Annotated in this window: 12 protein-coding genes; 7 read left to right on the top strand and 5 right to left on the bottom strand. The window is 71.0% G+C overall.

Going from position 1 to position 11,971, the window contains the following annotated elements; translation table 11 throughout:
* From VFZ39_RS05985 to VFZ39_RS05975, 3 genes are all read left to right on the top strand, one after another.
* Window positions 1–869 (top strand): glycosyl hydrolase (locus tag VFZ39_RS05985; protein ID WP_330864821.1); only part of this gene is annotated, 869 nt, incomplete at its 5' end.
* A 32-nt stretch (window positions 870–901) separates the two neighbouring features.
* Complete coding sequence (locus VFZ39_RS05980) at window positions 902–2,002, top strand: ATP-dependent DNA ligase (protein ID WP_330864820.1); 1,101 nt, start codon at window positions 902–904, stop codon at window positions 2,000–2,002.
* Window positions 1,999–2,604 carry a hypothetical protein gene (locus VFZ39_RS05975; protein ID WP_330864819.1) on the top strand — a complete coding sequence of 202 codons (606 nt, stop codon included), beginning with the start codon at window positions 1,999–2,001 and terminating at the stop codon, window positions 2,602–2,604. The genes VFZ39_RS05980 and VFZ39_RS05975 overlap by 4 nt, the downstream gene beginning before the upstream one ends.
* A 296-nt stretch (window positions 2,605–2,900) precedes the next feature.
* On the opposite strand, the gene VFZ39_RS05970 is transcribed toward VFZ39_RS05975, so the two are convergent.
* Window positions 2,901–3,992, bottom strand: a complete 1,092-nt coding sequence (locus VFZ39_RS05970; RefSeq protein WP_330864818.1) for a DNA polymerase domain-containing protein — start codon at window positions 3,990–3,992, stop codon at window positions 2,901–2,903.
* A gap of 48 nt (window positions 3,993–4,040) precedes the next feature.
* Between VFZ39_RS05970 and msrB the strand changes: the two genes are divergently transcribed.
* The gene (msrB, locus tag VFZ39_RS05965) at window positions 4,041–4,445 is read left to right on the top strand and encodes a peptide-methionine (R)-S-oxide reductase MsrB (protein ID WP_330864817.1); all 405 of its coding nucleotides are present in this window, start codon (window positions 4,041–4,043) and stop codon (window positions 4,443–4,445) included.
* 145 nt (window positions 4,446–4,590) lie between these two features.
* On the opposite strand, the gene hemQ is transcribed toward msrB, so the two are convergent.
* Window positions 4,591–5,289 (bottom strand): hydrogen peroxide-dependent heme synthase, encoded by a 699-nt coding sequence (gene hemQ, locus VFZ39_RS05960; protein ID WP_330864816.1) that lies wholly within the window; start codon window positions 5,287–5,289, stop codon window positions 4,591–4,593.
* A gap of 4 nt (window positions 5,290–5,293) precedes the next feature.
* Window positions 5,294–6,655 carry a protoporphyrinogen oxidase gene (gene hemG / locus VFZ39_RS05955; protein ID WP_330864815.1) on the bottom strand — a complete coding sequence of 454 codons (1,362 nt, stop codon included), beginning with the start codon at window positions 6,653–6,655 and terminating at the stop codon, window positions 5,294–5,296.
* Window positions 6,656–6,703: 48 nt separating this feature from the next.
* On the opposite strand from hemG, the gene VFZ39_RS05950 reads away from it, so the two are divergent.
* Window positions 6,704–7,513, top strand: coding sequence for an NYN domain-containing protein (locus VFZ39_RS05950; protein WP_330864814.1), 810 nt, complete (start codon window positions 6,704–6,706; stop codon window positions 7,511–7,513).
* 1 nt (window position 7,514) lies between these two features.
* Here the strand turns inward: VFZ39_RS05950 and hemE are convergent, their stop codons facing one another.
* Window positions 7,515–8,522 (bottom strand): uroporphyrinogen decarboxylase, encoded by a 1,008-nt coding sequence (gene hemE, locus VFZ39_RS05945; protein ID WP_330864813.1) that lies wholly within the window; start codon window positions 8,520–8,522, stop codon window positions 7,515–7,517.
* 110 nt (window positions 8,523–8,632) lie between these two features.
* Between hemE and VFZ39_RS05940 the strand changes: the two genes are divergently transcribed.
* Together VFZ39_RS05940 and VFZ39_RS05935 are read left to right on the top strand one after the other, a co-directional pair.
* Window positions 8,633–9,256: a DUF3000 domain-containing protein gene (locus tag VFZ39_RS05940; RefSeq protein WP_330864812.1), complete on the top strand. Its 624-nt coding sequence runs from the start codon at window positions 8,633–8,635 to the stop codon at window positions 9,254–9,256.
* Between the two features lie 3 nt (window positions 9,257–9,259).
* Entirely contained in the window at window positions 9,260–10,549 is a 1,290-nt protein-coding gene (locus VFZ39_RS05935; RefSeq protein ID WP_330864811.1) for a ribonuclease D, read from the top strand.
* Between the two features lie 16 nt (window positions 10,550–10,565).
* On the opposite strand, the gene VFZ39_RS05930 is transcribed toward VFZ39_RS05935, so the two are convergent.
* Complete coding sequence (locus VFZ39_RS05930; RefSeq protein WP_330864810.1) at window positions 10,566–11,966, bottom strand: extracellular solute-binding protein; 1,401 nt, start codon at window positions 11,964–11,966, stop codon at window positions 10,566–10,568.
* Between the last annotated feature and the right edge of the window lie 5 nt (window positions 11,967–11,971).

The raw sequence follows: 11,971 nt of genomic DNA, 5'->3' as shown, positions 1-11,971 counted from the left end.
GGCGGCGTCAGCTGGTTCGTTCCTACGGTGTCGTCGTCCACCCCAGCTGGGCCGAGGACCCCCGCTGGGGCAAGACCGACCGCTGGATGGGAATGCTCGCCGATCTCGGCGTGAAGCAGATCCGCGGCCTCGTCGTACCCCACCAGGACGAGTGCCGGCGCACGGCTCGACTGTGCCGCCGGTACGGCATCAAATGGCTGATGACGGTCACCGCTGACGGGCGCCTGAGCCCGCGCGAGACCAGGCACCGCGTCCGCCAGATCGCCGACGACTACGCCGACATCGTGCTCGGCCTCGAGGGCGTCAACGAGCCCGACACCAGCAAGGACGGCTGGGCGCGGCACACGGTCGACATCCAGCGCGCGATCTGGGAGGCCTGCAACAACCAGCGCGCGCTCAAGGGCGTCAAGGTGGTCTCACCGTCGTTGCACGACCGCGACGAGGACGTGAGCGACGGCGCGGGCTACCGCGCGCTCAAGCGCCAGGGCATCCGCGAGTACTGCGACGTCGTGGGTCTGCACTCCTACCCGCGCGGAAGGCGGATCACCACCGGTCTCGCCGAACGGCTGAAGCTGGTCGACATCGCCTACAAGGGCAAGCCGGTCTGGATCACCGAGTTCGGCTGGACCAACTACTCCGGCGGCTCCGGCCAGCGCCCGACGTCGGAGGCCAGGGCCGCCAGGTTGGCCGCTCGAGGGATCCCGAGGATCGCCGACCACCCCCGGGTGCAGAAGGCGTTCCGCTACGAGCTGCTCAACGACACCAGACACGGTGGTGGATCCCCCGGCGCGCACTACGGCCTCGCCCGCGCGGACTGGTCGCGCAAGCCCGAGTTCCGCGCCGTGCGGAGGGTCCTCCACGGTCGCTGACCCTCGGCACGTCGCGACGCTAACCTCGGCGGGTGGACCTTCCCGTCATGCCGCCGGTGCAGCCGATGCTCGCGAAGTCCGTCAAGGGGGTGCCCCAGGAGCCCGGCTTCAGCTTCGAGCCGAAGTGGGACGGCTTCCGTTGCCTGCTGTTCAAGGACGGTGACGAGGTCGAGCTGACCAGCCGCAACACCAAGCCGCTGACGCGCTACTTCCCGGAGATCGTGACGGCCGCGCGCGAGCAGCTGCCGGATCGGTGCGTCCTCGACGGCGAGCTGTTCGTCGCCCTCACCGACGAGCAGCGCGGGGCGAAGCTGGAGTTCGAGGTGCTGCAGGAGCGGATCCACCCCGCCGAGTCCCGGATCGACAAGCTGTCCCGGGAGACGCCGGCGGGCTACGTCGTCTTCGACCTGCTCGCCCTCGGCGACGTGTCGTACGCCGACCGGCCACTCTCGGAACGCCGGGCCACGCTGGAGGAGGCGCTCACGGGTCTCGACGGGCCGTGCTACCTGACGCGCACCACCACCGACCCGGCCGAGGCCGAGTCGTGGTTCCAGCAGTTCGAGGGGGCCGGGCTCGACGGTGTCGTGGCCAAGCCGCTGGCGGCGCCGTACGAGCAGAACGCCCGCACCATGCTGAAGATCAAGCACGAGCGCACCGCCGACGTGGTCCTGGCCGGCTACCGCGAGCACAAGACGTCCACCCCCGAACGGCCGCTGATCGGCAGCCTCCTGCTCGGGCTGTACGACGCCGACGGCGAGCTCCAGCACATCGGGGTGAGCGCGTCCTTCACCGAGAAGCGGCGAGCCGAGCTGTTCGAGGAGCTGCAGCCGCTGGTGTGCCCGATCGAGGAGCACCCGTGGGGCCGCTGGAACGAGTTCCTCACCGCCAACCCCGGGCGCGTGCCCGGCACCCAGAGCCGCTGGAGCCAGGGCAAGGACCTGTCCTTCACCCCACTACGCCCCGAGCGGGTGCTGGAGGTGAAGTACGACCACATGGAGGGCCGCCGGTTCCGGCACACCGCGCACTTCAAACGGTGGCGCCCCGACCGTGATCCTGGGTCCTGCGGATACGAGCAGTTGGAGGAGCCAGTGGGCTACGACCTCGGTAGAGTGTTGTCCGGAGGTTTGTCATGAGCGCTGACCTGCCTGAGGCACCGAACCAGCCCGAGCACCCGATCGACGATTCGACGGGGAGCTCGACGGAGACCTATCACGTGGTGCTGCTCGTGGAGCGCGCGCTGACCCCGCTCGACGCCCGCCAGGTGCGGTCGCTCCACGAAGCCATCGACGAGCCCGTCCACTACACCGTGCTGCTTCCGCTCGAGGACGCCGCCGCCCGGATCGAGTCCGCGATGGGCTCACTGGCGGCCGGCGAGGTGATGTCGTCGCCGGCCATGGTGATGAGCGACGTCGACCTCGATGCCGTGCGCCGGGACTGCAAGGAGCGCTCCGACCGCGACCTCGGGCTCTGCCTTGACGCGCTGCGCGATGCCGGGGCGAGCGCCGAGGGGCAGGTCGTCACCGCTCCCCCGATCGACGCGCTCGCCGAGGCCATCGCCGAGGTGGACGGGCGCGAGGCGATCATCCTCACCCGACCTCACGTCGTCGCCGAGTTCTTCCACCTCGACTGGACCTCCAAGGCTCGCCGCAAGCTCGGCGTACCGGTGCTCCACCTGCTCGAGCACGAGACGTTCGACGAGCAGGCAGGCGGCGGAGAGGGCGTCAGCGGAGTCTGACCGACGGGTTCCGAACGGCTGTTACCGTTTCGTGGACATCGTGTGCATGTCGCGTAGGTGCCCTCTGGCTCGGCGAAACGTACGGTTCCTGATGTCAGCACTCCGTCGCTGACACGGTGGTTCGGACCGGGGGGTTGCGAATCGCCAGAGGGGGGTCCACCAGATCCGGGGGGTTCTGAAGGTCACCCGAATTTAGATCAGTCGACGCTGATCACCGGGGGGTTTGAAGCGTCGCGAGGAGTAGGCCCGCCTGGTCACCAGGCGGGCCGCTTCACATTCAGGGGAGGCGGGTGCGCTCAGCGTTCTCCACCGATCCAGTTCCCGTGCTCGTCCCAGTGCTCCGCGACCTTCTTGCTCGGCTGGACCCGGGGCGGCTCACCCGGCATCTTCGGGTAGTCCGGCGGGTAGTTCAGCTCGACCTCGCCCTGCTCGCGCCACAGGTCGAGCAGCGGTTCGAGGTCGTGGGACACGTCGTCGATCGCGGCCCACGCGTCGCCGGCGTCCGCGAGCCGCTCCGGGACCGTGAACAGGTTGAGCTCGCGCGGGTCCGTGACCTCGGCCAGGTCCTCCCAGGACAGCGGGGTCGACACCGGGGCGCCCAGGACGGGACGCAACGAGTACGCCGAGGCGATCGTCCGGTCACGGCAGTTCTGGTTGTAGTCGACGAAGATCCGCTCCCCCCGCTCCTCCTTCCACCACGCGGTCGTGACCTGGTCGTCGCGACGCTGGAGCTCGCGCCCGAACCCGATCGCGGCGTGCCGGACGTCCACGAACTCCCACTCGGGCCGGATCCGCACGAAGATGTGCACCCCCCGGTTGCCGCTGGTCTTGACGAAGCCGGTGATGCCGAGGTCGCCGAGCAGCTCGCGCGCCACCCCCGCCACCCGCACCGCGTCGACGAACGAGGTGCCGGGCTGGGGATCGAGGTCGATCCGGAGCTCATCGGGCCGATCCACGTCATAGCGGCGCACCGGCCACGGGTGGAACGTGATCGCGCCCATGTGGGCACACCAGACGGGGACCGCGATCTCGGTCGGGCAGATCTCCTCGGCGGTCCGACCGCTGGGGAACGTGATCTCGACCGACTCCAGATAGTCGGGGGCACCCTTGGGGACGCGCTTCTGGTAGAACGCGTCCGCGTCCCGGTCCATCGGGCCGGTGGCGAGCTTCATGCCCTCCCGGACGCCGGAGGTCCAGCGCTCCAGGGCGGTCGGACGGTTCAGCAGGGCCCGCATCAGCCCGTCCTCCACGCTCGCGAAGTACTCCGCGACCATCAGCTTGGTGACCTCCGGCGTGCGGTCGGTCGCCTCGTAGATCACCCGGTCCGGGCTCGACACCCGGACCTCCCGGTCACCGGCCACCACCATCGCTGCGGGTGTCTTCGCCATGCTTGGACCCTAGCCTTCTGGCTTCGGTTCCCCGGTACCGTTGAGGACATGAACTACCAGGTGGAGAAGTCGGACGACGAGTGGCGCGCGGAGCTCAGCGACGACGAGTACCGCGTGCTGCGCGAGGCCGGCACCGAGCGACCGTTCACCGGCGAGTACACCGACACCGAGGCCGTCGGTGTCTACCGCTGCAAGGCCTGCCAGGCCAAGCTGTTCGAGTCCGACACGAAGTTCCACTCCGGCTGCGGCTGGCCGAGCTTCTACCAACCGATCAGTGACACGATCGAGTACATCGAGGACAACAGCCTCGGCATGAAGCGGGTGGAGGTCCGGTGTGCCAACTGCGGCTCCCACCTCGGCCACGTCTTCCCCGACGGCTACGGCACGCCGACCGGCGACCGCTACTGCATCAACTCGATCAGCCTGACGCTGGAGCCGGCCGACAACGCGTGAGCGCGACCCGTCACTTCTGCACGTTCAAAACGCTGTGAGGCGTCGCTTGTGCAGGTTGGATCCTGCAGAAGTGACGGCTCGACACCCTCTGGGGGTGCACAACTGACGGCTCGGCGGAGGAGGCCGGCCGCACCGGGGCACGACCTCAGGGCAGGCGGGTGAGCAGGTCGACCGGCTCGACCCGGGGGCCGGTGTAGAACGGGATCTCCTCGCGGACGTGTCGACGCGTCTCCGAGCCGCGCAGGTGACGCATCAGGTCGAGGATCCGGTGCAGCTCGTCGGCCTCGAAAGCCAGGATCCACTCGTAGTCGCCGAGCGCGAAGGACGCGACGGTGTTGGCGCGGACGTCGGGGTACTCGCGGGCCATCCGGCCGTGCTCGGCCAACAGTGCTCGGCGCTCCTCGTCGGGGAGCAGGTACCACTCGTAGGAGCGGACGAACGGGTAGACGCACACGTAGCCGCGCGGCTCCTCCTCGGCCATGAACGCGGGCACGTGGCCCTTGTTGAACTCCGCGGGCCGGTGCAGCGCGACCTGGCTCCAGACCGGGTCGAGCCGACGGCCGAACCGGGTCCGGCGGAAGCGCGTGTAGGCGTCCTGGACACCTTCGGGCGTCGCGGCGTGCCACCACACGAGGACGTCGGCGTCGGCGCGGAACCCCGAGACGTCGTAGACGCCGCGCGTCACGATGTCGTCGGCGGCGAGCTTGTCGAGCAGGTCAGTGACCTCGGCCGCCTCGGCGCCGCGGTCGGAGCCCTGGTCGGGTTCGCCGAGCACCTCGCGCAGCCGGAACACCGACCACATCGTGTAGCGGATCGTTGCGTTGATGTCGCGTGCCTTGGCCATGTCCTCATTCTGCCCGCGTGACCGAGGCCACGGCGCGGCGGGCCGACCCGATCACGGCCGGGATGCCCACGCCGTCGTACGTCGCGCCGCACACGGCCAGCCCCGGGACGCCGTCCACGTGCGCGCGGATCCGGGCGACCCGGTCGAGGTGACCGACCGCGTACTGCGGCAGACCGCCACCCCACCGCTGCACGTGGCTCGCGACCGGTGGCGCGGCGATGCCTGCCAGGACCTGGAGCTCGGCCAAGGAATCCGCCACCAACTCCTCGTCGGGACGCTGCAACGCTGCCTCCTCCCGGTGCCGGCCGACCGACGTGCGCAGGAGCAGCAGGCCGTCGGCGACGTCTCGCACCCACGCCCACTTGGCGAAGGAGTAGGTCGCAGCCTTGATCGCCCGCCCCTCGACCGGTGGCACCAGGAACCCGGAGCCGGTCGTGCCTGCGAGCTCGGCGAGGTCCTCGCCACGGAACGCGTGGGTGACGATCGCCATCGAGGCCGACTCGATCGACGCCAGCTCGGTGGCAGCGGCCGGCGCGACGTCGGCGAGCAGCCGGGCAGCCGGCGCGGCCGGACAGGCCAGCACCACGGCGGCGGCGGCGAGCCGCTGCGGGTCGTGGGCCGAGCCGACGGTGAGGGTGAAGCCGGCCGAGCTCCGGGTGAGCTCGCGCACGGGGGCGGACGTCACGACCTCGAACCGCCCGCTGTCCGCCAGGGCCGTCGGCACAGGGCCGAGACCGCCGGCCACGCCCGCGAACACGGGAACGTCCGAGGTCGGCAGCTCGGCCGCGGCCTCGACCAGCGAGCCCTGGCGGGCGAGCGCCACCAGCTGCGGCGTGGTGGCCGCCGCCGACAGGAGCCGAGCGTGACCGGCGTACACGCCGCCGAGCAGCGGCTCGACCAGTCGCTCCACGACCTCCTCCCCCAGCCGTTCTGCGACCAGCGTCCCGACCGGCCGGTCGACGGTGACGTCGCTCGGCGGCAGGCCGGGCTCCTCGCGTACGCGGGTCAGTCCGGCATCGCTGAGGACCTCCGACTCACGCAGGTCGTCGAGGTCGAGCGGCACTCCGAGGAGCGTGCGGGGCAGGCGACGCAGTGCGCCGCGGCTCCAGACGCTCGACGACGTCGACGCCGGGTGCACCACCGGCAGCCCCAGCTCCCGCAGCAGGTCGACCCCCTCGGGGCGCCGGTTCAGCATCGACTCGGCGCCCACGTCGACGGCGACCCCCGCCACCTCCGCCCGGCGCAGCTTGCCGCCGACCTCGCGAGAGCCCTCGAGCAGCAGTACGTCGTGGTCGGCCCCGAGCGCGTACGCCGCGGTCAGCCCGGCGATGCCGCCCCCGACCACGACCACCCGCCCCGACCTCACCGGACCAGCCTAGGGAACCGCGGACGAAGGCCCACCTAGGGTGGGGGCGTGGACACCGACTCCAGTGCCGTCCGGATCGCCGTCCTTTTCGACGCCGACAACACCTCGCCCAAGTACGCCGAGGCAGTGCTCGAGGAGCTGGCGAGCTACGGCACGCCCACGATCAAGCGTGCCTACGGCGACTTCAGCAACCAGCGCCTCGCGGGTTGGAGCCGGGAGCTCAACATGCGCGCGATCCGGGCCATGCACCAGAACGCCTTCACCACCGGCAAGAACTCGACCGACAGCGCGCTGATCATCGACGCGATGGACCTGTTGTACGCCGGGAACGTCGAGGCGTTCGCCATCGTCAGCAGTGACAGCGACTTCACCAGCCTGGCCGTCCGGCTGCGTGAGTCGGGCAAGACGGTCTACGGACTCGGCCGCCGTGGAACTCCGGTGTCGCTGCAGAACGCGTGCGACAAGTTCATCGCCCTGGAGGTGCTCGGGAGCGAGCCTGAGCCGGCCGAGGGCGGCGATCGTGCGCCCGCCGAGTCCGAGGACGACCCGCCCGTCCTCAACCTGCAGAGTGCGCTGACCAAGGCGGTGAACGCCACCGCAGGTGACGACGGCTGGACCACGCTGGGCGCCATCGGCAACCACCTCGCACGCAGCCACCCGTCGTTCGACCCGCGCACGTTCGGGCACACCAAGCTGGGCTCGTTGGTGAGCGACCAGCCCTACCTCGAGACCCGCCCGGCGGGCACCCACCTGGAGGTTGCACTCAAGCAGACCCGCAAGGCCACGAAGAAGGCGACCGTGACCACCACCAAGCGGGCCACGAAGCGGCCCGCCAAGAAGGTCGCGAAGAAGGACTGAGTCAGCCGGCCGGTCGGTACTCGTGGACGAAGTCCGTGAGCCGGGCCAGCTGGTCGGGATCGGTGCTGGGGATCACGCCGTGGCCCAGGTTGAACACGTGGCCGCGCGCGGCGCGGCCCGCGTCGAGGATCTGCGCCGCTCGCTGCAGCATCACCTCGGTCGGCGCGAACACCAGCGTCGGGTCGAGATTGCCCTGCACCGCCCGGTCGCCGACCTGACCGATCCCGGAGGCCAACGGCGTGCGCCAGTCGATGCCGACCACATCCGCGCCAGCCTCGGCCATCAGCGACAGCAGGTTGCCCGTACCGACGCCGAAGTGGATCCGGGGCACCCCGAGTCGCCCGGCACGCTCGAGCACGGCGGCCGAGTGCGGCATCACGTGCTCGCGGTAGTCGTCCGGCGTGAGTGCGCCCGCCCACGAGTCGAAGAGCTGCACGGCCGAAGCGCCTGCGGCCACCTGGACCTCGAGGTAGGCGGCGGAGATGTCGGCGATCTTGCGCATCAGCGCGTCCCACACGTCAGGGGCGCCGAACATCATGGCCTTGGTCCGGGCGTGGTCCTTCGACGGCCCGCCCTCGACGAGGTACGACGCGACGGTGAACGGAGCGCCCGCGAACCCGATCAGCGGCGTACCGCCGAGCTCACCGACGAGTGAACGCACGGCCTCGGTGATGTAGGGCACGTGGCCGGGCTCGAGGTCGGGGATCAGCTCCACGTCGGTGAGGGTCTCCACGGGGGTCGCCACCACCGGGCCCACACCGGGCTTGATGTCGAGGTCGACGCCGACCGCCTTCAGCGGCAGCACGATGTCGGAGAAGAAGATCGCAGCGTCGACGCCGTAGCGGCGCACCGGTTGCAGCGTGATCTCGGTGACGAGTGCAGGGTCCATGCAGGACTCGAGCATCGCCGTGCCCTCTCGGATCGCGCGGTACTCCGGTAGCGACCGACCGGCCTGACGCATGAACCACACGGGCGTGTGCGAGACCTCCTCGCCGCGCGTCGCGCGCATGAAGACACTCTCGGAGAGAGCTGCAGGAACCGGGTCCATGAGGCGAAGCCTCGCAGGTCCAACGGCGTGTTCCCGCATCGGGGCAACCGCCCCGGACCTAGTGTGAGCACATGGTCGTCCGGCACGAGACGCACCCGGGTACGGGCGCGGGCGGTACCCCGCCCGAGTTCCGTGCTGGCGTCGAGAGCATGCGGGCGGCGCGGCTGAGGCCGGAGGTCTTCTGCGAGGAGATGCCGGCACCGCAGCGGATCGCCCCGCACGCGTTCGCGCTGAGCGCGGACGTCACTGTCGACGACATCGACATCGGGACCGGTCGGATCATCCTGCTGCACGATCCTGACGGGAACGAGGCCTGGGCGGGCACGTTCCGGTGCGTCGGCTACGCCCGCGCCGAGATCGAGGTCGACATGATCACCGACCCGATGCTCGCCGAGGTCGGCTGGTCGTGGCTGACCGAGGCGCTGGACGCGCACCGGGCGTCGTACACCGCCGCATCCGGCACCGTCACGCGGGTCGCCACGGAGAGCTTCGGCACCATGGCCGAGGACGGCGGCACGGCCCAGATCGAGATCCGTGCGTCCTGGACGCCCACCGACTCGCCGGACGACCTCGCCGCCCACGTCGAGGCCTGGGGTGAGCTGTTGTGCACGGCCGCGGGCCTGCCTCCGGTACCGGAGGGCGTGACCGCGATGCCGAGCCGCCGCGGGCAGCGCGGCCCCGGCGGAGGCGCCTGACCCGTGGTCGACGAGACCGACCGCGACGACACCCCGGTAGAGGACACCGCACCACCGGAGGCGCCGCTCCTGGTGCTGCGCGAGCCGCTGCCGCCCGTGATCGACACCGCCGAGGGGCTGGCGGAGGTCTGTGAGGCGGTGAGCGCCGGTTCCGGTCCGATCGCCATCGACGCGGAGCGAGCCTCGGGCTACCGCTACTCCTCGCGCGCGTACCTCGTGCAGCTGCGGCGCGCTGGGTCGCACACCCACCTGATCGACCCGATCGCGTTCGAGTCGCTGGCGCCGCTCGCCGACGCGCTGCGCGGCACGGAGTGGATCCTGCACGCGGCCACGCAGGACCTGCCGTGCCTCGCCGAGCTGGGGCTGCGCCCCGACCGGCTGTTCGACACCGAGCTCGCCGGCCGGCTGCTCGGCTACCCGAGGGTCGGGCTCGCGGCCCTGGTGGAGCTCCGGCTCGGGTCACGGTTGGCCAAGGAGCACTCCGCGGTCGACTGGTCGACCCGCCCGCTCCCGACACCGTGGCTGGAGTATGCCGCACTCGACGTCGAGGTGTTGCTCGAGCTGCGCGAGGTCCTCGTCGTGGAGCTCGAGGAGCAGGGCAAGACCGCCTGGGCCGAGGAGGAGTTCGAGGCGCTGCGCGACTTCAGCCCCACGCCCCGCGCGGAGGCGTGGCGGCGTACGTCGGGCCTGCACAAGGTCCGCGGCCGCCGGTCCCTCGGCGCGGTTCGGGCGCTCTGGGAGGTGCGGGACGAGATCGCGCGGGAACGGGACGTGACCCCCGGCCGGATCCTGCCCGACTCGGCCATCGTGGCGGCGGCGACCGCGCTGCCGACCCACCGCCGGGCGCTCCTCCAGACGCCCGGCTTCCACGGTCGCGGCGCTGAGCGGTACGCCTCGCGCTGGATGGGTGCGCTGCGCCAGGTGGCCGAGCTGGCCGAGGACGACCTGCCGTCGCGCGCGCCGCGCGGCGACGGCCCCCCGGTCCCCCGCGCCTGGGCGGAGAAGGATCCGGTCGCTGCCCAGCGGCTGTCAGCCGCACGCGCAGCCCTCGGCGAGCTCGCCGACGAGCACGGGCTCCCGGTGGAGAACGTGCTCACACCCGACCACGTCCGTCGACTGCTCTGGACTCCGCCTGCGACGCGCGAGCCCACGCAGCTCGCGGAGGCCGTCGACCAGCGCCTGTCCGAGTACGGCGCCCGCAGCTGGCAGCGAACGCTCACCGTGCCGCTGCTGACCGAGGCGATCCTGGCTGCGGACAGCACCGAGGTGGCCGCCCCGCCCGCTCCCGACTGAGCGCCGAGCTGCGCCGTCAGGGGCTCTCGGACTCCTCCTCGGCCTCGCGCTCGGCCTCTTCCTCGGCCAGACCCTCCGGGTCGAGCACGGTTCGCGACTCCTGGTCGATCCGGCTCGTCAGCTCCTCCAAATCGGTGAGGATCGGTGCGGTCAGCATCTCCTCGAGACTGTCGGCGACGACCAGCTCGAGCTGGGCCTCGTCGTCGATCAGCGGCGGAAGCACGATAGTGCGAATGGCGTTCACGAACGCCAGCGCGTGATCGGGTGCCCGACCCGGTTGGAGGAAGTCCGGGGACAGCGCGACCTCGAGGTTGGCCGGGACGAGGTAGCCCTCCGAGGCCACCCGACGGACGGAGACCGACGAGGCCATGTGGACGAGGAAGTCGGCCGCGGCCGTGGCGTTGCCGCTGGCGGCGGACACGCACATCCCGGTGATGTTGCCGACCGTCGCGTTCCGCTCGATCGCCGGCATCCCGATCACGTCGAACTGCAGGCCCGCCACCTCGCGCAGCTGCGGGACCAGGTCGCGATAGCCCGGGATCATGGCGAGCTTGCCGCGCTTGAACCACTCCAGTGCGGAACGCCGCTGCAGCTCGACGTCGCTCAGCGTGAGACGGGGGTCGCGCAGCACGGTCAGCACCTGCTCGAGCGCCGAGCGGCTGCCGTCGGACGAGAACGCGAGGGAGGTCGGCGTCACCGGGTCGTTGTAGACGTCACCGCCCCCGCCGTAGATGAAGGGGGCGAGTCCCTCGATGCTCGGCTGCACGTGGATGGCCCGGGTGCCGCGACGCGGCCGGCTCGCGAACTCGGCGGCGACGACGAACTCCTCGAAGTCCCATGCGTTCAGCTCGCCGGTGGGCACGGGGAGCTCACGCAGCGCCATCTTCTCGAAGTCGACCAGCTCGGTGTTGTAGAAGAGCACCATCGGCGAGATGCCGACCGGCATGCACAGCAGTCGGTCCTCGGAGCTGAACGCGAGAACGGAGTCACGCGAGTAGACGTCGCCGAAGTCGATGCCCCGCTCGAGCAGCAGGCTGTCGACCGGCTCGAGGAGCTGCTCCTGCGACAGCCAGGCGAGGTCCTGGCCCGAGGTCAAGAAGACGTCCGGCACCTCGCCGGACTCACGGATCGTGCCCATCAGTGCCTCGCGGGAGCCGTAGCTCTCCAGCTCGAACTCCGCACCGTCGTACAGCGAGTTGAAGACGGCCACCAGCGACTGGTAGGCGGCCCGCTCCTCCTCGTGGCCGAACACCGCGAACGTGAGCGTGCGGTTGACGGGGACACCGTCCGACTCGTCCGGGGTCGGGATCGCGCCGGAGTCGGCCTCGCAGCCGGCCAGCGCGGCGGCTGTCACCAGCAACGCGGTGACGGCTCCCACGAGCCGGACCCCGCGTCCAGCCCGCCACCTCGTCCGCACGCCTG

The organism is Nocardioides sp. (assembly GCF_036374615.1).
GTDB lineage: Bacteria > Actinomycetota > Actinomycetes > Propionibacteriales > Nocardioidaceae > Nocardioides.
This window is presented reverse-complemented; position numbering and strand designations above follow the sequence as displayed.